This is a genomic window from Chryseobacterium sp. KACC 21268 (assembly GCA_028736075.1).
Lineage (GTDB): Bacteria > Bacteroidota > Bacteroidia > Flavobacteriales > Weeksellaceae > Epilithonimonas.
On the sequence record CP117875.1, the window covers coordinates 1,072,611 to 1,096,928 of the forward strand.

The following is a 24,318-nucleotide window of genomic DNA, read 5'->3' on the forward strand; positions in this document are numbered from 1 at the left end:
TTAAGTCTTTTAATCTCACTTAAATATTGCCCGTTACGTTTAGCATCCAAACTTTACTCCCATCTAAAGTAAAGTTGATTGCGGAAAAGCGGAAAGTAAACTAACAAAAAACAAGAAAACATGGCAAAAGCAAATGTAAAAGACCTTTTAGAGGCTGGCGTACACTTCGGTCACATGACTAGAAAGTGGAATCCAAATATGGCTCCATACATTTTCATGGAGAAAAACGGTATTCACATCGTAGATTTACATAAAACAGCTGTTAAATTGGACGAGGCTTGCGTAGCTTTGGAAAAATTAACTTCTGCAGGTAAAAAAGTTCTTTTCGTAGCAACTAAAAAGCAAGCGAAAGAAGTAGTAGCAAAACACGCTGCTGAACTTAACATGCCTTATATTACAGAAAGATGGCCAGGTGGTATGCTTACAAACTTTGTAACTATCAGAAAAGCGGTTAAGAAAATGAACTCTATCGATAAAATGAAGAAAGACGGTACTTTCGAAACTTTATCCAAAAAAGAAAGACTACAAGTTGATCGTCAAAGAGCAAATCTTGAGAAAAACTTAGGTTCTATTTCAGACATGGTTCGTCTTCCTTCAGCTATTTTCGTAGTTGACATTATGAGAGAGCACATCGCAGTGACTGAAGCTAAAAAATTGGGTATCCCGGTTTTCGGTATCGTAGATACTAACTCAGATCCAAGAAAAGTGGATTTCGTAATCCCAGGAAATGATGATGCTTCAAAATCTATTGATATGTTGTTGAGCGTAGTTTCAGAATCTATCAAAGAAGGTTTATCTCAAAGAAAAGCAGACAAAGAAAAATCTAAAGAAGAAGGCGAAAAAGTTTCTGCAGACGCAGATGCTGATTTCGATGCTGAATAATCGAAGGATTTATCTAAAAATAGAAAAGCGGTTTCAAACATTTGAGACCGCTTTTTTTTGTTGTAATATTTCTAAATACTTTATAATTATTTGGGCAACTATTTGACATTCGTCGAAAACCGTTTTTTTTGTTTTTATGGCAGTTTTTCCGCCTTCCGTTCCCGCTTTTTTTGCCAAGGCTTTTGCCAATCCAAAAAAGAGCTCCACTCAAGTCGGGCTGCAGCTTCGCAAGATTGAACAGTTGTTCATTAATCCAAGATTTGTCATTCATTCAAATATAGACAAACAAAAAACCCTTCCAAAGTTTCAAACTCTGAAAGGGTCGTAATTTATTAGGTTTAAAAGGTGGTAAGCCAAAACTAAAAGCAAATTGCCAACAGCCAGACTATCCTTTGAATTCCCCCATCGCAATGAACTTCTCCTGACGGTCGTTCACCAATTTCTCCGGCGCTTGCTTAGACAATGTTTTAATGTCTTTTAAAAGCACTTTCTTCACATTCTCAAACGTAGTCGCAGAATCATAATGTGCGCCTCCTAATGGCTCTGGAATGATACCGTCGATCAATTCCTGTTTTAGCATATCTTCTGCTGTCAGTTTCATTGTCGTTGCAGCCGTTTCTTTATATTCCCAGCTTCTCCAAAGGATTGCAGAACAGTTTTCCGGAGAGATCACAGAATACCAAGTGTTTTCCATCATATAGACCTTGTTTCCAACACCAATTCCCAATGCGCCACCACTTGCGCCTTCACCGATAATAATCGTGATGATTGGCACTTTAAGAGAACACATTTCGAAGATGTTTCTGGCAATTGCCTCACCTTGTCCACGTTCTTCCGCTTCCAATCCAGGATAAGCGCCCGGCGTATCAATCAAAGTCACCACAGGAATATTGAACTTCTCAGCGAGTTTCATCAATCTAAGAGCCTTTCTGTAACCTTCAGGATTCGACATTCCGAAACGTCTGTGCTGGCGTTCTTTGGTCGTTCTACCTTTCTGAGTTCCGATCAGCATAACTGTATTTCCGCTGATGCTGGCAATTCCGCCGATCATCGCAGGGTCATCACCGAAGTTTCTGTCACCGTGGAGTTCCACAAAACTTCCTGCATCTGCCAAACCGTTGATGTAATCAAGCGTGTAAGGTCTGTCCGGATGTCTCGATAACTGAACTCTCTGCCAAGGCGTCAGATTTTCGTATATTTTTTTCTTCGTTTCTTCTATTTTGGTTTTGATCTTTTTGCAGGATTCATCCACATCAATGCCGCTTTCTGTACCCAATTGTACACATTTTTCGTACTGATCTATCAATTCCTTTACAGGTTGTTCAAATTCTAAATATTCCATGTTTTGTTTGGATTAAACCCTCAAAAATAATGTTTTTTTTATAAATCGATTTTGAAAAAGATAATTAATTTGAGCTAATTGCTTTTTCTATTCTTTTTAAAGTTTCTTCTTTGCCAATAATGTTCATAATGTCCGGAACGTCAGGGCCTTTCAGTTCTCCAACTAGAGCCAATCGAAGCGGCATCATCACTTTTCCCATTCCTAAAGAATGTTCTTCAGCAAAATGATGAATGGCTTCCTTGAGAGTTTCGGATTCAAAGTTTTCAGTTTTGAGTTTGGTGGAAAAGTCTTTTAGAATGGCAGAAGTCGTCTCGTTCCAAGCTTTCTTCAATGCTTTTTCGTCGTAAGAAGTTGGCGCTTCGAAGAAGAATTTTCCATCGTTGTAAATATCAACCACGAAGGTCGCTCTTTCTTTCATCAATGAAACGATTTTCAATAATTTGTCATCAGAAAGATTCAATGCTTTTACTTCATCAACTTCTTTTAATAACTCTAAAACTTCTTCATTTGATTTAGTTTTAAGATATTCCTGATTGAACCATTTTGCTTTCTGTGGATCGAATCTCGCGCCAGCTTTATGAACTTTATGAAGATCAAATTCAGCGATCATTTCGTCCATAGAAACAATTTCTCTATCATTTGCTGGTGTCCAGCCAAGTAGCGCAGTCATATTAATGAACGCTTCCGGGAAATAACCAGATTCTTTGTAACCTTTCCAGATTTCGTCGCTTTCTGGATCTTTGAAATTCATTGGGAAAACCGGGAATCCAAATTTTGCACCGTCTCTTTTGCTCAATTTTCCTTTGCCTTCTGGTTTTAGAATCAATGATAAATGAGCAAACTCAGGTGCTTCCCAATTCATTGCTTCATAAAGCAAAACGTGCAAAGGCATCGATGGCAACCACTCTTCACCGCGGATCACGTGAGAGATTTTCATCTCGAAATCATCGACCACGTTGGCGAAATGGTAGGTTGGCATTCCGTCATTTTTAATTAAAACTTTGTCGTCAAGCGTATTGGTGTTCACAGAAAAATTTCCTCTGATGATATCCTGAAGATTCAAAGTTCTGTCAACCGGCATTTTGAAACGTACAACGTAAGGAACGCTCTCGTCCAACAATTTCTGAACTTCTTCCTGAGAAAGAGAAATGCTATTTTTTAGTTGTTGTCTTGTCTGATGATTGTAAGAGAAAACATCGCCTCTCGCTTCGAAATCTTTGCGGATTGCATCCAATTCTTCCGGTGTATCAAAAGCTAGATAAGCGTAATCGGTTTTCAGGATTTGCTCTTTGTATCTGTCGTAGATGTCTCTTCTTTCAGATTGTCTGTAAGGTGCGTATGGTCCGCCAACTCTTGGGCTTTCGTCTGGGATGATGCCGCACCATTCCAAAGAATTCATAATGTAATCTTCCGCACCTTCCACATATCTTGCCGTGTCGGTGTCCTCAATTCTGAGAACAAATTCTCCACCTTGATTTTTGGCGAAAAGATAATCATACAAAGCCGTCCTCACGCCTCCTAAGTGTAAAGCGCCTGTTGGGCTGGGTGCGAATCGCACTCTTACTTTTTTCATATTCAATATAGATTTTTAAAAGCCATCGGAATGACTAAAAAATTGTGGTGCAAAATTAAGAAATTTTGACCGTTTTGCCTTTTGAATTTGGTTAATATTTTATGAAAGAGTATTTTTGTTGATTAAAATAAAAACTATGTTGGAAATAGGCGAAAGACCTTGGGGTAAATATTTTGTATTAGCAGATGAACCTCATTATAAGTTGAAAAGAATTGAAGTAAATCCGGGACAGAAATTGTCTTATCAATTCCACTACAAAAGACAGGAACAATGGACAATTATCGAAGGAAATGCCACAATTGTCCTGGATGGCGAAGAAATTCCGTTAGCTTACGGACAAAGCATTTTTATTCCGTTGGGAGCTAAGCATAGAATTATGAATCTTACGGATAAGCCGGTTGTCTTCATAGAAGTACAGACAGGAACTTACTTTGGGGAAGATGATATCGTGAGACTGGAGGATGAATATGATAGAGAATAATCCTATCAATATAAAGAAGAATACAAAAAGGCAGCTGGATTACTAGCTGCCTTTTTTGTAAAGTATAAGTTACATTTTTCTCTTCCTCAGAAACATATCTGCTATTAGTAAAAATTGTGATTTTACAGGGAAGTTTTCTTTCATCTCAGCACTGTAAAAATCAAATCTTCTTTTTAATTCTAATAGGTTACTTTCAAAATATTCTTTTTGATAAGGAAGTTCCTCCAACAAAGCTTTGTTCTTCTGGTAAGCATTTGAAAATCGTTTGAGGAATCTTTTGTAATCTTTGAAAGATTTTTTTTCTTTATCTATACTGAAATAGTTTGTGAGGTCTCTCCTGCTTTTTTTTGTGTTTTCGAAAAAGACATTTCCCACTTGTTGTGATGGATGTTTTCTGTAATAGATTAGTTTTTCATCCAAAAAGAAAAGTTTGTTTTGCAATGCTGCCACCATCGCAATCCATCCATCGTGGTGTACATTGTCTATGATAGGAATTGGGAGAATGTCTTTTTTTAAATCTCGCCGAAGTGCCATAGTAGCGCCGGTACAAAAATTATCAATTAAGTTGAGAATGATAAAGTAATCAAAGTGATAGCCGTTTTTTCTCACATGTTTTGGGATGTCCCAAAGACTCAAGACATCAAGGGTTTTATTGTGTTCATCAATCCCAAACCCATTTGTACAGATTACAGAAATTTCTTTGTTTTCCTCAAAAGCTTTGAGCATCTTTTCAACCTTATCATTTACCCAGATATCGTCTTGATCGCATAAAAAAATAATATCATTTTCGCAGAGAGAAATACACTTTTCGAAATTCTTCACGCTTCGAAGATTTTTTTCATTGATATGAATGTGGAAAATCTTTGGATATTTTTCCTTGTAAGAATTTAAAATTGAAACTGTAGAGTCCGTGGATTGGTCATCACAGACAACGATTTCGTCAACGCGATGAGTTTGGTTTAATATAGAATCCAATTGTTGGTTTAGAAATCTTTCTCCATTATAGGTGCAAATTGCAACTGACGTTTTCATATATTCTCTTTAAAATTAATCTTTTAAAATAGTTTTAATCCAATTCGTAAATGAGTATTTGGTTTTTAGGTAGTTATCTAGTTCTTGATAGTCTTTAGAAAGGAAATGCTTTATTTCTTCTTTTCCAACAGATTTGTTCCAAATCAAAATATTACCTGGATTGTAGAAATCATAATTTTTGACAAGCGGATTTGTTGTAATCAGTTTTTTTGAATAGCGAAGGGTTTCAAATATTCTAAACGATAAACCATTATGAACAGAATCTGCAAAATCTAAAATGATATCAGCATTTTTCACCTTCTCCAAAGCCTCCAGATAAGTTAAAGGTTTTTCAATAAAATTAATGCCATTTTGCTCATACATCAAACGGGTTTTCTCATCAAAATATAATAGATTAATATCAGTTTTCAATTCCAAATCTCTGAAAACGCGGTTGAGTTCTGTTATTTCATCAATCCTACTTTCAATAAAACTTCCAATGAAAAAGACTTCTTTTTTTTCTTTTTTAAGGTCGTTGTCTTGAGAAAAGTCGAAATCAAAATAAAAATTGGTGATTGGATAAACATTCGAATAGACCGAATGATATTTCTGATAATCATCAACATCGAAAAGATAAAAACAGTCGAAAACTGCAATGAGATTCTTGGCCTTAGGATATCTTTCTAATCCATCCCATTGATAAGCAATTAATTGAGTGGCTTTGTTTTTTAGAATTTGAAGCGTCTCGATTGAAAAATAATCCGGCCGAATGACAAGCGCATAATCAACTTTTCCCTCAACTTTTGATAAAGATTTTAGAAGAGATTTGTCATTGTACTCATCCTTAAGTCTTTTTTTATAGTCCCTATCACCTAAAGTTTTTCTGATGAAATTGGTGATTTTTTGCACCGTGTTGTCATACTGGAAATCCTGATCGCTGGTAAAAAGCAGTTTTATTTCAAAACCAAGATGCTCTAAATTTTTTTTAAAACCCTCATAAATCTTGAAATGATGAGGCATTACCAAGATGATTGTTTTTTTCAAGAGAAGTACGATTTAATTTTTAATAATTTGTTTTATCCAACTACTGAATCCATATTTTTTGACAATATCTTCGGAAATTTCGTAGTAAGGTTTTTTTATGAAAGCATCAATTTCATTGTAATTGTCGTTTTCTAACACAAATATATTGTTTGGATAATAGAAATCGTAATTTTTCACCATTATATTATCAGTGATTACCTTTTTTTTGTAATAAAGCGCCTCAAAAAATCTGATAGAAAGCCCATTGTGAACCGGATCTACAAAATCTAGCAAAATATCTGATGATTCTACGTTTCTCAAACTTTCGAGAAAAGTAATTCTGTCTTTGATATATTTGATCTTTGGATTTTTGATTTCAGATTTATGATAATACTGAATGAAAATTGATAGTTCTACGTTTTTATCAGCCATCTCAGCAATAAACCGATCTATTTTTTTCTCCCTGTTCTCCCAAAACAATCCGACGAAGTACAACTTTGGTTTTTGAAAATTGAACGCCTTGTAAGCTGGCGGTAGAAAGTCAAAATAAAAATTGGTGATCGGTTTGATATGATTGGCTTCATCTTCAGAATCGAAGCAGAAAAAAGAATCAAATAGGTGAAAGTATTGTTTCACTGCCGGGAATTTTTCGATGCCGTCCCATTGGTAAGCGATCAGTTTTTTTGTCTTTTTTTTCAAAGCCTCAATCACCGGAATCGGAAACAAATCAGGACGAATGACCAAGGCATAATCCAGCATTTCCAAATCAGATATTTTTCTGTAGTACTCACGAAGTTTATGCTCCTCAACAAGCTTCTTTTTGTAATCTCTATTTTTAAAAAAAGTTTTTTGAAAAAAATTAATAATCTTTTCGTTGTTCTGATATTTAAACTTAGAAGGATTATCTGTGATTAAATATGGCGAAAAGCCTTCCTTCTTCAGATTTTCCACAAACAGATTGGGGAAATCCGAATAATCGGGGATCATCAGAAGGAAAGTTGGGGCAGACATTTTATTAGACAATTATTTTAATAAATATTTGATTTGTAAAAGTTTAAATTGCTTTCTGATGCTGTTGACTGGATTTTTAAAAAAATGTCTTTCAATAGTGTTGAAGGGAAACAAGGATAGTTTGTTCAAAGCTCTGTAGTAAGTTTCATTTTTTTTGGAAAGCAAAGCAACGTCATCAGATTTGGTGTGGATTTTTTTCAAGGTTGTTTCCAATTTTAATCTGGAAACATCAGTCAATTTGTTTTTTTCTCGGATGGAAAAATCGATTATTAATTTTTTTAAATATTGCAAATATTTCTCTGAAACAGCTTTTTTGTAAGAATCAGAATTGTTTTGATAATATTTGTCGAAAATAATTTCTAAAATCTGTAAGTAAGAATTTAGGTTTCGCTCATCCACATTTTTCGTAATCGATTCCGAATTATCCGTTCTGTAGAGGTAAGTTTCGTCGTTAATGAATTTAACATTTCTTGCAAGAAACATCGTTTCAAAAAACCATAATTCATCCTCGTGAAGGATTCCATCCTTGAATTTTAACTTATTTTTCTCCAGGAATTCTCTTTTGTACAGCCGGTTTTGTGCTACTGGAGACAAGCCAGATTCCATCGTTCGGAGTAGAACTTCCTGATTGTCATTTATATAGAAAACAGCGCCTTCTTTTGGATGTTTCAGCTGTGAGATTTTTTCCAAATTTTCTCCATTGACAGTGACTGTAATTCCTGTAATGACATCATTTTCTGGGTCAAGTTCATTCACAAATTGAAGTAAAGTATTTTCTGTGATGAGATCATCTGAATCCAAAAAAAACAGGTAATTTCCAGTGGCGTTTTCTATTCCCACGTTTCGGGTTGCAGAGAGTCCACGGTTTTCCTGAGAAAACACTTTGTACTTGTTATTTTTTGCAGAATATTCCTCTAAAATAAATAAAGTTTTGTCTTTGCTTCCATCATTTATCAGAAGACATTCCCAGTTTTGATAAGTTTGCCGGGAAACAGATGCTATGCAGGAATGGATATACTTTTCCGCATTGTAACACGGAATAATAATTGAAATCAAAGGTTTTTTAGGATCATTCATTTTTTTATAAACCTGCTGTATTGCTCAGGATAATTGATGAAAAATCTAAGATACAAATACTTTTCCAGACCTATTTCAAATGGTGAATAGTTTAGAAATACAGCTAAGCCGTTTCGGATGCTTTCTTTTTCAGCAAGCATCTCATCAGAATTTGTGTTTCTAATGATTCTCTTCAAAACCATCAATGATTTTTTTAGAATATTCTTTACAATTGATTTTTTGAATGACAGATCAATGTTTTGGGAGCTCAGAAAAGAGTAAGCTTCCATCAATGCTAAGAAAAAGTGATAGGCTCTTTTTGGCGTCAGATTGTGTGAAAGACTATTCTCAAATTGAACATAATGATAAACAGGTTTGTTGATCTTAACGACAGTTTGAGCATTCTTAAACACCTTGAACATTGTAAAGTAATCTTCGAATGCTTCCAGATTTTCGGGAAACGAAATGTCTTTAAGAAGTGTTGATTTATATAATTTTGCCCAAGGATGACTTTGGATGATTTTATCTTCCAACAATAATTTTAATGCAGATTGCTGATCGTAGATAGAAACTGATTCGTCAAAAGTTTTATTTTTTAGGTTTTGATCGCCCTTTTCATCCTCGTAAAAAGCCTCAGTAATACTGATGTCTGCATTGGTTTTAACAAGTGCGTTGTATAGCGAATCACAGTAATCGTTCTCCACCCAATCATCAGAATCTACAAAACAGATAAATTCTCCACCAGCTTTTTGTATGCCTTGATTTCTTGCTTTTGAAACACCTGCATTTTCCTGATTTAATAAAATGATTCTAGAATCATCTTTCTGAAACCGTTTGATGATTTCTAAAGTGTCATCCGTTGAACCATCATTTATAACGATGATTTCCAGGTTTTTATAAGTTTGATTTTTTACAGATGTCAAACATTTCGAAACTGTCCTTTCTGCATTGTAGCACGGAATAATAAGGCTTATAAGAGGATCATTCATAAATTTGGTAATCTTTTGAAATCTCACTTAAACCATTTTCGCAAGTTGTTTTTTTAGATGATTTTAGGTCTTCAATCACTTTTATTTGCTCGTCGTGTTTACTTTTATCACATTGTGGATGGTAGATGTGGTATTGTATGGCGCCGTACTTTATTTTTCTTTTTACCATTCCAAGATTTACAAATCGTTGTGCAAGTTCTTTGTCCTCAGCACCCCAACCTTTCAAAGAATTGTCGTATCCATTGACGGCTACAAAATCTTTTTTCCAAAATGCCATATTGCTTCCCATCACGCCATCTGCAGAACGTTCCTCTTTGCTAATGAAGATTTTATTAAAAAAAGGAATCCGGATGCCGTGTTCTCTCATTTTTACATCTACACTTAGGAAAGAGACATTTATGGACTTTTGTTTGAGTAGATTTTCACTTTTCGTTTTGCCAATCATCAGCCGTCGTCCTTTGATAAACGAATTTTGCTTGGCGAAACTTTTATGATCTTGGATGAAATGCGGATGCAGGATCACATCACCATCAATTTGTATGATGTAGTCAGCAGTAGCTTCAGAGATTGCTTTGTTTCTGATTTCTGCTAATTTGAAACCTTTATCCTCGTGCCAAATGTGTTTTATTTTTCTTTTGCTGATTTTTCTGTATCGGTCTATGATGTCCTTTGTCGAAGTAGTTGAACCATCATCAGCTATGATGATTTCTTCCGGTTTCACAGTTTGTTTCATCACACTTTGGAGGCATAGTTGTAATGCTTCCGGCCAGTTGTACGTAGAAATAATCAGTGCAATCCTCATTTACTTTTATATTCTATCAGTTTGGATAGGGTCAAAAATTTGTATTGAGATTTTAAGCAAGCAAAAATAAAGCCTTCTTTCCCATCTCTGAACCCTTGTTTGATAAAATAATATTTGAAAAACCAAAAGAATGGCGATGTCAATAATTTAAAAAAAGTAACTTTCTTATGCTGTCTTTTCGGAATTTCGGCAGTCGAGTAGAGGTTGTTCTTGTTTTGGGTGTGAGAAATACTATCGTCCGCAAGATGTTCTATTGCTAACAATTTATTATTTGAATTGATCTTGAAAACTTCACCATCAATGGTTGGTATCGAATGTATGAATTCTGGCCAATTGATTTTAGATTTTCTAAAAAAACGGTAAACATAATCAGGATAAGCAGAATGCATAAATTTTCCTAAAAAATAATTCTTTCTAGGAATGGCGAAGCAAGCGATTTCAGGTTTTTCGGAGGCCATTTTCTGTAAATAATTTTTTAATTCTGTATTTACAGTTTCATCAGCATCCAAAAGTAAAACCCATTCATTTTTGGCTTGAGCAATGGCGAAATTTCTGGCAGGTTCCACAAAGCCGGTTTTCTCGTGAAAGATAATTTTGGCGTTATATTTTTTGGCGATTTCCAAGGTTTCATCCTCACTGTGCATATCGCATACTAGGATTTCATCCATTCCTTTTACAGAATTGAGAACTTCATCCAAATGTTTTTCAGCATTATAGGTATTGATAACTACAGAAATCTTCATTCTTAAAACTCCAAAACCGTTTTCTCGATGATTTTCACGCAATCCAACAATTGCTCTTCTGTGATCACCAAAGGTGGCGCAAGTCTGATGATGTTTCCGTGCGTTGGTTTTGCCAGCAATCCGTTTTCTTTCAGTTTTACACAAAGGTTCCAAGCTGTTTTGCTGTCTGGCGTGTCATTGATTAAAATAGCATTAAGCAAACCTTTTCCACGAACTTTCGTTATTAAATCTGTTTTTTCAATTAATTTTTCAATTTCAGAACGGAAGAGTTTTCCTAATTCCTCAGATTTTTCGGATAATTTTTCATCTGCGACAACATCCAAAGCCGCAACTGCAACAGCACAAGCAATTGGATTTCCACCGAAAGTGGAACCGTGTTGTCCGGGTTTGATGACATTCATAATTTCGTCATTCGCTAAAACTGCAGAAACAGGATACATTCCGCCAGAAAGTGCTTTTCCTAAAATTAAAATATCTGGCTGAACATTTTCGTGATGACAGGCGATCAATTTTCCAGTTCTTGCAATTCCCGTTTGAACTTCGTCTGCAATGAAAAGAACATTATATTTCTGACAAAGCTCAGATGCGTTTTTCAAATAATTTTCATCTGGAACGTAAACACCAGCTTCACCTTGGATTGGTTCAACCAAAAATGCCGCAATATTTGCTGAATCATTTTTCAATGTTTCTTCCAACGCATTCAAATCATTGTAAGGAATTTTTACAAATCCTGGCGTGAAAGGGCCATAATTCTGGTTTGCATCTGGGTCATTAGAAAAAGAAACAATTGTTGTTGTTCTTCCGTGGAAATTATTTTCACAAACCACAATTTTTGCCGAGTTCTCGGAAATTCCTTTGACTTCGTAGCTCCATTTTCTGGCTAATTTTACAGCTGTTTCCACAGCCTCAGCACCAGAATTCATTGGAAGAACTTTATCAAAACCGAAAAGTGTCGTGATTTTTTTTTCGTATTCTCCAAGATTTGAATTGTAAAAAGCTCTCGAAGTCAATGCTAACTTTTTAGCCTGATTGACCAATGCATCTACAATTTTTGGATGAGAATGTCCTTGATTGACAGCAGAGTACGCGGAAAGGAAATCATAATATTTCTTGCCTTCCACATCCCAAACAAAAACGCCTTCACCTTTTTCTAAAACCACAGGAAGTGGATGATAATTGTGCGCGCCATATTGATTTTCGAGGTCGATGAAATATTGGGAATTTTTTTCCTGAACTGCTGTTGACATATCTTTTATTTTTTGTAAAAATAATAAAATTAATGATAAAAAAAATGCCCAACTTACAGTCAGGCATTATATATTTATTAATAAGAGATTGTTTTAGATATGATTATCAAAACTTCTGTCCATTACGAAGTCTTCCATAAACTTGGTCGTATAGTTTCCAGCAAGGAAATCTTCATTTTCCAATAGTTGTCTGTGGAAAGGAATCGTAGTTTTCACTCCTTCGATGTAGAACTCTTCCAAAGCACGTTTCATTTTTGCAATCGATTCTTCTCTGGTTTGAGCAGTCACGATCAATTTTGCAATCATAGAATCGTAATTGGATGGAATTGTGTATCCAGAATAAACGTGAGTGTCAACTCTTACACCATTTCCACCAGGAATATTAAGTTCGGTGATTTTCCCCGGAGACGGTCGGAAATCAGCATAAGGATCTTCCGCATTGATTCTACACTCGATAGAATGTCTCTTCGGATAATAATTTTTTCCGCTGATTGGCGTTCCAGCCGCCAAAAGAATCTGCTCACGAATCAAGTCAAAATCAACAACTTGTTCCGTAATTGGATGCTCCACCTGGATTCTCGTATTCATTTCCATGAAGTAGAAATTCCTGTGTTTGTCCACTAAAAATTCGATGGTTCCAACACCTTCGTAAGAAATATATTCTGCCGCTTTTACAGCTGCTTCACCCATTCTTTCACGAAGATCATCTGTCATAAAAGGAGAAGGTGTTTCTTCAATCAACTTCTGATTTCTTCTTTGGATCGAACAGTCTCTTTCTGAAAGGTGACAAGCTTTACCAAATTGATCTCCAGCAACCTGAATCTCAATGTGTCTTGGCTCTTCGATCAGTTTTTCCATGTACATTCCGCCGTTTCCAAAAGCTGCAACAGCTTCTTGGATTGCAGAATCCCAATGTTCTTTCAGGTCTTCTTCTTTCCAAACGGCTCTCATTCCTTTTCCACCGCCACCAGCAGTCGCTTTGATCATCACAGGATACCCCGTTTCTTTAGCGATTTTTTTTGCGTCTTCGTAAGAATCAATCAAACCTTCAGAACCTGGAACGCAAGGGATTCCGGCCGCTTTCATAGTTGCTTTGGCCGTAGCTTTGTCTCCCATTTTTTCGATCTGTTCCGGAGTTGCTCCAATGAATTTGATACCGTTTTTAGCACAAATTCTGGAGAAGTTTGCATTCTCAGATAAGAATCCATAACCTGGATGAATAGCATCTGCATTGGTGATTTCTGCAGCCGCAATGATATTTGGAATTTTAAGATAAGAATCTTTACTCATCGGTGGGCCAATACAAACCGCCTCGTCTGCAAAACGCACGTGAAGACTGTCTTTGTCAGCAGTGGAGTAGACCGCTACTGTTTTGATTCCCATTTCCTTGGCCGTACGCAAAATTCGCATTGCGATCTCGCCACGGTTTGCGATCAATATTTTTTTGAACATCTTTTTATAATTAAAAATTAAGAATTAAAAATTGAGATAAAGTGAAAACGATCACTTATCAATCATCATCTATCAATTATATTAAGAAGGATCTACTAAAAATAATGGTTGATCGTACTCTACTGGAGAAGCGTCTTCTACCAAGATCTTCACGATTTTTCCGCTAACTTCTGACTCTATCTGGTTGAAAAGCTTCATTGCTTCGATCACACAAACTACTTTTCCTTCTGTTACAGAATCGCCTACGTTTGCAAAAACATCTTTGTCTGGAGATGGTTTTCTGTAGAAAGTCCCGATCATTGGGGATTTGATCGTGATATATTTGCTGTCATCGGCAACGTTTGTTGCTTCAGAATTATCGTTAGAAGCAGAAACTGGACTTGCAGCTGGTGCAGAAAAAGGAGTCTGATAAGAAACTTGTGGTGTTACATAGCTTACAGGCTCGCCTCCTAGTGGTGTTTTGATATAGATTTCGAAGTCTTTATTTTTATATTTCACTTCGGAAACTCCTGCTTTTGCTACAAATCTTACAAGATTCTGAATGTCTTTTATATCCATAAAATTTTAAATGTTTTGAACGCCAAATATAATAAAAAACCACCCAAATTAATAAAATCCGAGTGGTTTTTTATGCTAAGTATAAGATTATCAAAGATAATTCTTAGTTTTCTTCTATAGTTTCTACAGTTTTCTCTACTACAACTTTTCCTCTGTAGTATAGTTTTCCTTCGTGCCAGTGCGCTCTGTGGTATAAGTGCATTTCGCCAGACGTTGCGTCTTTAGCCAATTGAGGAACTACAGCTTTGTAGTGTGTTCTTCTTTTATCTCTTCTTGTAGACGACTGTCTTCTTTTAGGATGTGCCATTGTTAGTACTTTTTAAAAAATTCTTTCGAATTATATTGTTGTTATTTCTTAATTGTTATCTTTTAATCTCTTCAAAGCTTCCCATCGTGGGTCCACTTGTTCCTCTTCTTTCTCGATTATTTTTGGACTGTATTTGTCTAAAAGAGTCTGATATTCCTCATTATCTTTTACAGAAGGTGCTACTTTCTTCATTGGGATTGATAGGACCACCGTTTCGTAGATAAGATTGGCGATGTTGAAATCGCTGTCTTTTCTGTTGATGGTGATAACATCTTCGTTGCTGTCATCGTATTCTTCTCCAAATTTCACAAGAACTTTCAAATCGTTTTCTATGTTTTCGGAAAATTCATCATTGCTAATGTCGCAAATCAATTGAACCGTTCCTGAAACTTCGAATATGAATTCCAAAAATGTCGTGTGCTTGTCCAAAAGAACATTCACATTGATATTTGGGTTGAAAAACTCCTGTTCAGTCTCAAATAAATCAAAGAACTCCTGATTGATTTCGTAATTGAAATCGTGCTTTCCTGGTTTTAAGCCTACAAAAGCAATGTCGTAGTTTCTAAATCTGTCCATAAAAATGGTTTGCAAAAATAATTTAATTTTTTCAAATAACAAAATATTTTTTGGAAATACTTGAATTGCAAAAAATTAGTCCTCCAAAAACTTATTTTAATGTCTCAATTTTGAAGAAAGTTTCAGCTTTCTTTTGGTAAATCTTCGTCTACTCCGTGGTTTGCGTGTGTCGCTTTCGGGCGGAGGCGGTGTGCTCTCAATTCCTGATATTCGTCTCTGCTTTTAAAAATATTGATGGCTGTGAAAATAGCTTCGGCAAATGATGTCTCGTCCGCAATATTTTTCCCCGCAATATCGTAGGCAACACCGTGATCCGGCGAAGTTCTGATAAAAGGTAAGCCTGCAGTGTAGTTCACGCCTTCTTCATAAGCAATCGTTTTGAACGGTGCCAGACCTTGGTCGTGGTACATAGCCAAAACGGCGTCGAATGCTTTATATTTTTCTGGTTGAAAAAAACTATCCGCCGGATAAGGACCAAAAGCCATAATGCCTTCATTAAATAAATCCTGAATGGCAGGCTGAATGATTTCGATTTCTTCTTTTCCGATTACGCCACCGTCACCAGCGTGAGGATTGAGTCCAAGAACGGCAATCTTTGGTTTTTCTACGCAGAAATCTTCTTTCAATGTCGCAACCAATTGCTTGATTTGTTTCTTGATATTTTCTTTTGTGATGTTGCTCGCAATCTCGGCAACCGGAATGTGGTGCGTGGAAACCGCAACCTTCAAACCTTCGCTGACCATAAACATCACGGCTTTTTTTCCTGCTTTTTCCTCGAAATAACCGGTGTGGCCAGCGTGGGCGAAACCGTATTTCATCATTTCGTCTTTGTTGATTGGTGCCGTTACGAGAACGTCGATGTCTTTGTTTAATAATGCTTCTGTTGCAGAGTTCAAAGAGTCGATGGCCATTTTTGTGGATTCTTCCGTTGGGACACCAAATTCAATATTGCTGTTCTCCTTGGTCAGATTCACCATATTGATTTTGCCAGACTGAGCTTCTTTCGCTTCGTTGATGTAATTGAAATTGGTCTGAAGTTTAAAAACATTTTTCTGATAAGTGAAAAGTTTTCCTGAACCAAAGATGACGGGCGTAAAAAAGTCTGTGATGGATTTATCTTTCAGAGATTTGAGGATGATTTCCGGGCCGATTCCGTTGAAATCGCCGATTGAAATTCCTACTCTGATTTTATGGTGTTTGGAGCTCATTTGTTTATCTTTGACATTTATAAAGAATTTACAAAATTACAATTTTTTAGGTAGTTTTTCTTATGAAACGGATGCTAATTTAAATGGTTAAAGTTTCTTTGGATGACAAAGCCCATAGCCCTGATAGTAGCGGCATCCTTTTTTGTGATTGCGATGGCTGAATGGTTCTATTGATGAACTCGGTTTGTTCGCAAACACAAAAAAGATATAGCGGATAGCAGGATTAAGCTCCAAAAAATTAAAAATATTAAGAAAGAATGTTTACAGGAATCATAGAAGCTACGGGAAAAGTAGAGAAAATTGACAGAAACGAAAGTAATATAGATTTTACGCTGAGCGGACCTTTTACTCAGGAACTGAAAATCGACCAGAGTCTGGCGCATAACGGCTGTTGTTTGACAGTGGTTGAGATTACCGAGAATACTTATAAAGTGACGGCCATCAACGAAACGCTGGAGAAAACGAATCTTAATTTTTGGAATGTGGGCACGGAAGTCAATTTGGAACGTTGTTTGCGCTTCGAAGGAAGACTGGATGGACACATCGTGCAAGGTCACGTGGACAAAACGGGAACGGTAGAAAGCATCGAAAATCAGGACGGAAGTTATTTCATCACCATCAATTACGACGAAACTACGGAATATACGACTGTTCCGCAAGGCTCAATCACGGTGAATGGAATCAGCCTGACGGTTGCTGAGAGCGGAGATGGAAAGTTTTCTGTGGCGATAATCCCGTACACCTGGGAGTTCACGAATATGAAAAACCTGCAGAAAGGCGATGTGGTAAATCTGGAATTCGATATTATCGGAAAATACGTTGCCAAACTACTTAAAAAACAGAATGTCATTTAGTGATTATAAAGGTTATCGGTTAAGGAATAGGGTTTTCATCGGGTTTCTTACTATTTGTATCTTGAGTGTTGTCACTTCGGCGGCTTTGTCTTTCGTGATTCTTCGGGACAATGCGAAGAAGGTGAGCAAGACCGATATGCAGAACAAATCTCAGGCACTTTTGGCTTCTTTGGATTACGCGCTCAGTCATTCTCAGGTTCAAACCTACGATATCCCGAAAGTTTTGGAGAACGAAATCTACGAGATTGCGGATATCAACAAACACGACATCATCATCTATGACCTCAAAGGAAATTATCTTCTCTCCAACAAAGACCCAAATCTTGTTGAGCAAAAGAAAATGCCTGCGGATGTTCTAAGAGAAATACGCAAAAACGGAAAACAGTACGATGACAAGTCTTATGATGAGAAATTAGGTGCGAGTATTGTCTCTTCTTATATGGTTCTGAAAAATAATATGCTGGAAGATATTGCCTATATCTATTTCCCGTATTATCATAATGAGAGCGCTTATATGGAGGTTTTCAAACATTACTTCGCTTATATTATTGGTGTTAATATTTTGATTATCATCTTCAGTATCTGGCTCAGCTGGATTATTTCCAATAATTTGACGGAAGCGATTATCAGGTTTACATCGATGATTAGTAAGATTAATTTGTTTGATAGAAATCTGCAACCCATCAAATATTATAAAAACGATGAGCTGAATGCCTTGGTCAAAGCTTACAATAAAATGATTGCCGAGATTGCCGACCAACGCGAGCGACTAAGTTACATCGAGAAACAATCCGCCTGGCAGGAAATGGCGAAGCAAGTGGCGCACGAAGTCAAAAATCCTTTGACACCAATGAAGTTGATGATGCAGAACTTCGAAAGGAAATTTGACCCGAACGACCCAAATATTACGAATAAAGTTAAAAACTTGAGCGAAATCGTCATTGGTCAAATCGATGTCATCAGTAGAGTAGCGAGTGCGTTTTCACAATTTGCGCAGTTGCCGGAGAAAACGGATGAGGAGATTTCTTTGAATAAGGAAGTTAGGAATTCACTCACCATTTTCAGTGATGAAAATATTTTTGTCCACGCTAATCACGATGATATCCGGATGAAAATCGACAAAGATTACCTCACCAGAATCATCACCAATCTTGTGACCAACGCCAGTCAGGCAAAATCCGATGATAGAAAATCCGTCATCAATGTTGACCTCGAGAAAATCGAAAAGCGAATCAAAATCACTGTTCAGGATAATGGCGTAGGAATTCCGACCGATAAGCTCGATAGGATTTTTGACCCAAATTTCACTTCCAAAAACAGCGGAATGGGAATCGGACTCACAATGGTAAAACGAATGGTGGAAGATTACAACGGCACAATCACCGTGGTTTCCGAAGTTGACAAAGGCGCAACCTTCACTATTTCTATGCCTTCAAATATGTAATGAATGAAACCTTTTCGATTTCAACAATTTGACATTCAACAAAACGTTGACGTTTTCCGAGTTGGGACAGATGCGGTTTTGCTTGGTGCTTTAGCAAATGTTTCTGAAGCAAAGACTGTTTTGGAAGTTGGAACTGGAACCGGAATTATTTCATTGATGATAGCTCAAAGAAATTTGGAAGCACAGATTTTAGCAATCGATATTAATCCTGAAGCGGTCAATATTTCTCAAACCAATTTCTCCAATTCTCCTTTTTCTGAACGACTCAAAAGTCAACTTCAAGATTTGAAAAACTTTGATACCGAGGAAAAGTTTGACTTAATCATTTCAAATCCACCTTATTTTGAAATCAATTCTTCCGAAAAAGATATTCTCGCAAGACAAAGATTAGAATTGAATTTTTCTGATTTAATAAAAAAATCAAGTCAACTACTTTCTGAAAATGGACTTTTCACAGTCGTCATTCCCATTGATTCTGAAAAGGAATTCTCTAGTATTTGTTCTAATTATAATTTGTTCTTACAAAGAAAAGTCATTATCAAAGGCATTATAACCTCAGAACCGAAACGTTTAGTTTTAGAATATTCATCCATAGAATCAGAAACTCAAGTGGAAAACTTCGTCATAGAAAAATCCCCAAGAGTTTATTCGGATGAATATCTCGAGCTGACAAAAGACTTCCATCAATTCAACAAAAAACTGTAATAAAAAAAACCCTTTCAGAATTTGAAACTCTGAAAGGGTTATGTTTTATGAATTAAATTCGGCTCCCTTTAGGGTTGGTTGGGGTAAAACGAATTTTATTTCTACTCGAAAAGTTCCGCCGTATCCAAAACAGAAACCTGTCCATTTTCACAACGGATTGCTTCACCAGGATAATTCTGAATCATATGATAATCGTGCGTCGCCATCACAACAGCGCAATGGTTTTCCTCCGCAAGATTCTTTAGAAGCGTCATTATGTCGTTCGAGGTCTCCGGGTCAAGATTCCCAGTCGGCTCGTCCGCAAGGATTAATTCCGGATGGTTTAACAAAGCTCTCGCAATCGCTGCACGCTGTTGCTCACCACCAGAAAGCTGATGAGGCATTTTGTGCTTTTTGGTTTTCATCCCAACGCTGGATAGAACTTCATCAATTCTCGCTTCCATTTTCAATTTGTCTTTCCAGCCAGTTGCTTGCAAAACAAATAGAAGGTTTTTCTCAATATTTCTGTCCGGCAAAAGCTGAAAATCCTGGAAAACGATTCCTAATTTTCTTCTCAGGTTTGGAACTTCGGATTGCTTTAGTTTCTTCAAATCGAATCCCGCAACCTGTCCGCTTCCGCCTTGTAGAGGCAATTGTCCGTAAAGCACTTTCAAAAGAGAACTCTTTCCAGAACCAGTTTTTCCGATAAGGTAGCAGAATTTCCCTTTCTTGATATGAAGGTCAACATCATTCAGGACTGTGAAATTCTTCTGAACAATCTTTGCGTTGCTCAAATCTATAATATCTACTCCCGGGTCGTTTCTATGCGGCATAATTTCAAGTTGAAGGTTGTGAAAATCAAAAATAGCAAAAACTTATTTTCCTGCTTTCAATTTTGGGAAATTTTAACAACAAAAAATGTCTGAAACAATGTCCAGACACTTTTTGTATATGATAATTTTTGAAGAAATTATCTCTTAGCGCGAGATGCACTAACAGTTAAGCTCTTTCTGCCTTTCGCTCTTCTAGCTGCCAACACTCGTCTTCCGTTTGGTGTAGACATTCTTTCACGGAAACCGTGTTTGTTTCTTCTTTTTCTCTCAGATGGTTGGAATGTTCTTTTACTCATCACTAATATATTTAGTTCGTAATTACTATTAAATTTTCAGATTGCAAATATACAGCTTTTATTTTGCTCCACAAGTATTTGAAAACTTTTTTACAATAATTTTCAACAACTTAGAATTTGATTTATTTGGGCAGCTTTATCCGCCTTCCGTTCCCAATCTTTTTTGCCAGACGATTTCAGTTTAAATAGAACGTGAGTATTAACAAAAAAGGATTTCCACTCAAGTCGGGCTGCGGGTTTCAATACAAAACAACAGTCAACATAAAAACACTGTTTTGTCATTCCGTAGGAATCTAGACTATCGAGATTCTTTCGGAATGGCAAAATTACGTTTTAATAATTTCTAATCTTATAAATTTGCTCTAACTAAAATCAAAAATGATGGTTTCAAAAGAAAATTCCGAGCATTACATTTGGGGAAACAATTGTGACAGCTGGGTTTTATTAAACTCAGAAAATCTTTCTATCAAACAGGAAATGATGCCTCCAAAAACAAAAGAGCAACTTCATTTTCACAGAAACGCACAACAGTTTTTCTTTATTCTCAAAGGAAAAGCAAAATTTCACAAGGACGAAAATGTTTTCGAAGTATCGGAAAATTCGGGTTTTCACATTCTGCCAAATCAAATTCATCTGATAGAAAATGACACAGAAAATGATTTGGAATTCTTGGTCATATCCAATCCTTCCACAAATAATGATAGATTTGCAGTAGAAAAATAAAAGATGAAATCTCTATACAATCTTTTCGTCCGCCTGATGATTTTCGGGATGAAGGTCTTTGCACTCGTCAATTCCAAAACCAAAAAAGGAATCCGAGGCAGAAAACAGTCTTTGGAAATCGTAAGAAATGCTTTTTCACCACAAGATAAAGTACTGTGGATGCACGCTTCCAGCTTAGGCGAGTATGAGCAAGGTCTGCCAGTTCTCGAAAAATTAAAAGAACAATTCCCTAATAATAAAGTTTTAATCACGTTCTTCTCGCCATCTGGTTACGAAAATGTGAAGAAGAAAAAACATATCGCGGACGCGATTTGCTATTTGCCATTCGACAAAAAGAAAGACGTTCAAGAATTTGTTTCCAGCTTCGATTGTCAGATTTTCTTCACCGTAAAATACGATTATTGGTACAATCTCCTAAGCGAACTGAAAAACCGAGGAACAAAACTTTATGTCATTTCCGCATTGTTTTACGAGCACCAAATCTTCTTCGAGAACTACGGAAAATGGTTTGCAAAACAACTAAAAAATAACATCGATTGGTTTTTTCATCAGACCATCAAATCTTCTGCGTTGGCGAAAAATATTGGTTTGGTCAATTCCTCCGTTTCCGGCGACACGAGATTTGACCGCGTGAAACAATTTTTAGACAGAGACAATCATCTGGATTTCATAGAAGATTTCAAAGGCAGTCAGAAACTAATTGTTTTCGGAAGTTCGTGGCAAACTGAGGAAGATATCGCCCAGCTTTTGGTGAAAAAACTGCCCGAAACCAAGTTCGCCATCGCACCTCACGATTTGCATCGCGTTCCGCATTTGTTAAAATTATTTCCAAATGCGATTTTATATAGCAGTTTAAAAGACCATCAATTATCAATTATCAATTATCAATTATTAATTATCGACAGCATTGGAAAACTCTCCAAATTGTATTCTTATGCAGATTTGGCGGTTGTTGGCGGCGGATTTCATTCTGCGGGATTGCATAATATTTTGGAAGCGGCGGTTTATTCAGTTCCCGTAATTTTCGGAAATCAATATCAGAAAAATCCAGAGGCAGATGATTTGGTTACAGCAAAAGGCGGGAAGCATTTTGACGATTTTGTGACTGCGGCCGCATTCATCGAGGAAGTGATGAAAAAAGATTTGTCAGCCGAAGAAGGCGAAATTTCTTACCTGAAAGAAATGTCAAAAAATGCTGGTGACTTTGTGAATTCTCAGCCAAATTCTACTGAGATTATTTTGAGGAAAATTTTGAGTTTATGAAAATGAAACTTTCTATTTTAATGATTTTAATTTCAGTTTTGAGTTTTTCTCAAGACAAGAAAACTATTAAAAATTTTGTAGAAAGTTTTGTGGAGTATAGAATGAAAGATGGTAAATTTATTAAAAGAACAAAAGACATATTAGCTGTTGGAATGTTGAATTCTGAAGAATTTAAGAATAGCAAACTATTATCAATTCATTTTACTTCTATCGATTTACTGAGCGGATATCCTTATAAAAGTGTTTTTAAAGTTAAAGATTTCAAGACAATAATATATGAGAATGAATTTGCTCATAATTTTAACGGAATTTTTAAAAAGATGCCTTACGAAGTTTTTAATCTTGCAAAAAACGAGTATAATTACAATCCGAGGATGTGGAATTTTGTATTTAATAATAAAAGCGAGATTGTTATAATATATGGATTCCAAGGAAATTTTGAATTAATAGAATTTTTGAAAACGAAAGGTTTCAAATTTTCCAAAGACTTCAAAGAGAATATGGATTTAGATTAATCTACCTCAAAAAACCTTCACTCTTAATTCCTTTCACAATCAGTTCAAAATGGTCGGGAATATTTTCGCATTTCAGCCAGTTGAAATCTAATCCGTTGTTGATACACAATTTCTGTAAGTAAAGATTGTTGTCAATTTTCTCGTAAAGTTTGTCAAGGAATTCATCGATTTCCATCCAGTAATCTTCGTCCAGTTTTTTGGTCAGAGTCAGGGCTTTGAAGATTTTATTGATAAGATAAATGTAAAGTTTGTAAACGTTGTCAAATCTTTGTGTTCCAAGTTTTTCGTTGTATTCTAAGATTTCATTAATTAAAAATAAATTCAAGGAAACATCACCGAATTTGTCCGTCGTGATTTTCACGTGCTCTGTAATTTCCGCGCTTATTTTTCTGATGAGGACAAGGAAATATTTTTGATTCGCAATGTACTTTGAAGCTAACGAAACTTTCTCACGGATATTTTCTTCCATCGCATCTCGTTTGTCATCAACCGTTTCCAGGTCAATCAATTCGAAATAGAGTTTCTTGGAAAGCAATTTGTCTTTCTTCAACAATCGGAAAATCAATTTGTCTTTTTCGGCCGGCGAAAATTCACTCAAAGCCTGCTTGAATTCTTTTGAATATTCCATTAATTGAAGATTTTTGAATATTTGATAAAACCGTTAAACGCCCAATTTGCCGTGTAATACAACGATTTCACAGTGGAGAATTTCATATAATCTTTGTAAACCAAATATTGGTCCTTCATAATGTTTGATTTGTTTCTAGAAACGCTGTTGGCGAGCATTCGGTATTTTGATAAAGTTTTTTTCAATGGTTTTCCTTGCGGTATTTTCTTCAGAAGTTCCAGCCACATCACGTGGTCTTCGCGTTTTGTGCCTTCAGGAAAGTAGAATTTACCAACTCGTTTGGAATCGTACATCGAAGCTAATAAAGATAATCTGCAGGTTTTCAAAAGATTATTGAAATTGACAATCGTATCTGCTTCGAAATCGCCTAAAACAGGATTCAGATTTTCATCGCAACGGGAATAAGTGGAGTATGCCAATTCTGCATTTTCAGATTTCATAAAGTTGACCATTTCTTCGAGGAAATTCGGTTCCCAAAAATCATCCGCGTCTAGAAATGTGATAAATCTTCCTTTTGCATTTTCCAAAGAAATATTCCTTGCGTGTCCGGCGCCTCCGTTTCTCTCAGCTTTGAAAACTTTGATTCTCGGGTCGTTTTGTTTTTCCAGAATTTCGACAGAATTATCTGTGGAACAATCATCGGTAATCAGCCATTCCCAATCCTGAAAAGTTTGATTGAGGACAGAAGCGATGGTTTCATCCAAATATTTTGAAGAATTGTAATTCGGTGTGATGATTGAAATTTCCGGCACTTGCGATTTTTTGCAAAGATAAAGATATAGACTTTAAGATAATAGAGGAAAGATGAAAGACTTTG

Annotated in this window: 27 protein-coding genes; 8 read left to right on the forward strand and 19 right to left on the reverse strand. The window is 36.1% G+C overall.

The window, feature by feature from the left end; translation table 11 throughout:
* Positions 1 to 120: 120 nt before the first annotated feature.
* On the forward strand, positions 121 to 882 hold the full coding sequence (gene rpsB / locus PQ459_05115) for a 30S ribosomal protein S2 (protein WDF47861.1): 762 nt from the start codon (positions 121 to 123) through the stop codon (positions 880 to 882).
* A gap of 385 nt (positions 883 to 1,267) precedes the next feature.
* Here rpsB and PQ459_05120 read toward each other — a convergent pair whose 3' ends face one another.
* Positions 1,268 to 2,224, reverse strand: a complete 957-nt coding sequence (locus PQ459_05120) for an acetyl-CoA carboxylase carboxyltransferase subunit alpha (protein ID WDF47862.1) — start codon at positions 2,222 to 2,224, stop codon at positions 1,268 to 1,270.
* A gap of 64 nt (positions 2,225 to 2,288) precedes the next feature.
* Positions 2,289 to 3,797, reverse strand: a complete 1,509-nt coding sequence (gene gltX, locus PQ459_05125; protein WDF47863.1) for a glutamate--tRNA ligase — start codon at positions 3,795 to 3,797, stop codon at positions 2,289 to 2,291.
* 139 nt (positions 3,798 to 3,936) lie between these two features.
* Between gltX and PQ459_05130 the strand changes: the two genes are divergently transcribed.
* Positions 3,937 to 4,278, forward strand: coding sequence for a phosphomannose isomerase type II C-terminal cupin domain (locus tag PQ459_05130; protein ID WDF48689.1), 342 nt, complete (start codon positions 3,937 to 3,939; stop codon positions 4,276 to 4,278).
* A gap of 69 nt (positions 4,279 to 4,347) precedes the next feature.
* Here PQ459_05130 and PQ459_05135 read toward each other — a convergent pair whose 3' ends face one another.
* The 13 genes from PQ459_05135 to pdxA form a co-directional block, all read right to left on the reverse strand.
* Positions 4,348 to 5,310 carry a glycosyltransferase family 2 protein gene (locus tag PQ459_05135; protein WDF47864.1) on the reverse strand — a complete coding sequence of 321 codons (963 nt, stop codon included), beginning with the start codon at positions 5,308 to 5,310 and terminating at the stop codon, positions 4,348 to 4,350.
* 15 nt (positions 5,311 to 5,325) lie between these two features.
* On the reverse strand, positions 5,326 to 6,333 hold the full coding sequence (locus PQ459_05140) for a hypothetical protein (protein ID WDF47865.1): 1,008 nt from the start codon (positions 6,331 to 6,333) through the stop codon (positions 5,326 to 5,328).
* A 12-nt stretch (positions 6,334 to 6,345) separates the two neighbouring features.
* Entirely contained in the window at positions 6,346 to 7,323 is a 978-nt protein-coding gene (locus tag PQ459_05145) for a hypothetical protein (GenBank protein WDF47866.1), read from the reverse strand.
* A gap of 12 nt (positions 7,324 to 7,335) precedes the next feature.
* On the reverse strand, positions 7,336 to 8,400 hold the full coding sequence (locus tag PQ459_05150) for a glycosyltransferase (GenBank protein ID WDF47867.1): 1,065 nt from the start codon (positions 8,398 to 8,400) through the stop codon (positions 7,336 to 7,338).
* On the reverse strand, positions 8,397 to 9,368 hold the full coding sequence (locus PQ459_05155; protein WDF47868.1) for a glycosyltransferase: 972 nt from the start codon (positions 9,366 to 9,368) through the stop codon (positions 8,397 to 8,399). The genes PQ459_05150 and PQ459_05155 overlap by 4 nt, the downstream gene beginning before the upstream one ends.
* Complete coding sequence (locus PQ459_05160; protein ID WDF47869.1) at positions 9,361 to 10,170, reverse strand: glycosyltransferase family 2 protein; 810 nt, start codon at positions 10,168 to 10,170, stop codon at positions 9,361 to 9,363. Before PQ459_05160 ends, PQ459_05155 begins: the two co-directional genes overlap by 8 nt.
* Positions 10,167 to 10,913, reverse strand: coding sequence for a glycosyltransferase family 2 protein (locus PQ459_05165; GenBank protein ID WDF47870.1), 747 nt, complete (start codon positions 10,911 to 10,913; stop codon positions 10,167 to 10,169). Before PQ459_05165 ends, PQ459_05160 begins: the two co-directional genes overlap by 4 nt.
* A gap of 2 nt (positions 10,914 to 10,915) precedes the next feature.
* Positions 10,916 to 12,160, reverse strand: coding sequence for an ornithine--oxo-acid transaminase (rocD, locus tag PQ459_05170; GenBank protein ID WDF47871.1), 1,245 nt, complete (start codon positions 12,158 to 12,160; stop codon positions 10,916 to 10,918).
* 93 nt (positions 12,161 to 12,253) lie between these two features.
* Positions 12,254 to 13,612, reverse strand: coding sequence for an acetyl-CoA carboxylase biotin carboxylase subunit (accC, locus tag PQ459_05175; protein WDF47872.1), 1,359 nt, complete (start codon positions 13,610 to 13,612; stop codon positions 12,254 to 12,256).
* An 81-nt stretch (positions 13,613 to 13,693) separates the two neighbouring features.
* Positions 13,694 to 14,170, reverse strand: coding sequence for an acetyl-CoA carboxylase biotin carboxyl carrier protein (gene accB / locus PQ459_05180; protein ID WDF47873.1), 477 nt, complete (start codon positions 14,168 to 14,170; stop codon positions 13,694 to 13,696).
* A gap of 103 nt (positions 14,171 to 14,273) precedes the next feature.
* On the reverse strand, positions 14,274 to 14,477 hold the full coding sequence (gene rpmF / locus PQ459_05185) for a 50S ribosomal protein L32 (GenBank protein WDF47874.1): 204 nt from the start codon (positions 14,475 to 14,477) through the stop codon (positions 14,274 to 14,276).
* Positions 14,478 to 14,525: 48 nt separating this feature from the next.
* Entirely contained in the window at positions 14,526 to 15,053 is a 528-nt protein-coding gene (locus PQ459_05190; protein WDF47875.1) for a DUF177 domain-containing protein, read from the reverse strand.
* Positions 15,054 to 15,175: 122 nt separating this feature from the next.
* Positions 15,176 to 16,261, reverse strand: a complete 1,086-nt coding sequence (gene pdxA / locus PQ459_05195) for a 4-hydroxythreonine-4-phosphate dehydrogenase PdxA (protein ID WDF47876.1) — start codon at positions 16,259 to 16,261, stop codon at positions 15,176 to 15,178.
* 257 nt (positions 16,262 to 16,518) lie between these two features.
* On the opposite strand from pdxA, the gene PQ459_05200 reads away from it, so the two are divergent.
* Genes PQ459_05200 through PQ459_05210 form a run of 3 tightly spaced genes read left to right on the forward strand, consistent with a single transcriptional unit; the run spans position 16,519 to position 19,264 of the window.
* The gene (locus PQ459_05200) at positions 16,519 to 17,115 is read left to right on the forward strand and encodes a riboflavin synthase (protein WDF47877.1); all 597 of its coding nucleotides are present in this window, start codon (positions 16,519 to 16,521) and stop codon (positions 17,113 to 17,115) included.
* Positions 17,105 to 18,559: a HAMP domain-containing sensor histidine kinase gene (locus tag PQ459_05205; protein ID WDF47878.1), complete on the forward strand. Its 1,455-nt coding sequence runs from the start codon at positions 17,105 to 17,107 to the stop codon at positions 18,557 to 18,559. Before PQ459_05200 ends, PQ459_05205 begins: the two co-directional genes overlap by 11 nt.
* Before the next feature lie 3 nt (positions 18,560 to 18,562).
* A complete protein-coding gene (locus tag PQ459_05210) occupies positions 18,563 to 19,264 on the forward strand; it encodes a methyltransferase (GenBank protein ID WDF47879.1) in 702 nt (233 codons plus the stop codon).
* A 101-nt stretch (positions 19,265 to 19,365) separates the two neighbouring features.
* Here PQ459_05210 and PQ459_05215 read toward each other — a convergent pair whose 3' ends face one another.
* On the reverse strand, positions 19,366 to 20,076 hold the full coding sequence (locus PQ459_05215) for an ATP-binding cassette domain-containing protein (protein ID WDF47880.1): 711 nt from the start codon (positions 20,074 to 20,076) through the stop codon (positions 19,366 to 19,368).
* 137 nt (positions 20,077 to 20,213) lie between these two features.
* Complete coding sequence (rpmH, locus tag PQ459_05220; protein ID WDF47881.1) at positions 20,214 to 20,372, reverse strand: 50S ribosomal protein L34; 159 nt, start codon at positions 20,370 to 20,372, stop codon at positions 20,214 to 20,216.
* 378 nt (positions 20,373 to 20,750) lie between these two features.
* On the opposite strand from rpmH, the gene PQ459_05225 reads away from it, so the two are divergent.
* The 3 genes from PQ459_05225 to PQ459_05235 are packed head-to-tail and all read left to right on the forward strand — an operon-like array spanning position 20,751 to position 22,873.
* Positions 20,751 to 21,095 (forward strand): cupin domain-containing protein, encoded by a 345-nt coding sequence (locus PQ459_05225; GenBank protein ID WDF47882.1) that lies wholly within the window; start codon positions 20,751 to 20,753, stop codon positions 21,093 to 21,095.
* A 3-nt stretch (positions 21,096 to 21,098) separates the two neighbouring features.
* The gene (locus PQ459_05230) at positions 21,099 to 22,358 is read left to right on the forward strand and encodes a glycosyltransferase N-terminal domain-containing protein (GenBank protein ID WDF47883.1); all 1,260 of its coding nucleotides are present in this window, start codon (positions 21,099 to 21,101) and stop codon (positions 22,356 to 22,358) included.
* Positions 22,355 to 22,873, forward strand: coding sequence for a hypothetical protein (locus PQ459_05235; protein ID WDF47884.1), 519 nt, complete (start codon positions 22,355 to 22,357; stop codon positions 22,871 to 22,873). The genes PQ459_05230 and PQ459_05235 overlap by 4 nt, the downstream gene beginning before the upstream one ends.
* Before the next feature lies 1 nt (position 22,874).
* Here the strand turns inward: PQ459_05235 and PQ459_05240 are convergent, their stop codons facing one another.
* On the reverse strand, positions 22,875 to 23,501 hold the full coding sequence (locus PQ459_05240; protein WDF47885.1) for a deoxyuridine 5'-triphosphate nucleotidohydrolase: 627 nt from the start codon (positions 23,499 to 23,501) through the stop codon (positions 22,875 to 22,877).
* Positions 23,501 to 24,253, reverse strand: coding sequence for a glycosyltransferase family 2 protein (locus PQ459_05245; protein WDF47886.1), 753 nt, complete (start codon positions 24,251 to 24,253; stop codon positions 23,501 to 23,503). Before PQ459_05245 ends, PQ459_05240 begins: the two co-directional genes overlap by 1 nt.
* Positions 24,254 to 24,318: the final 65 nt, after the last annotated feature.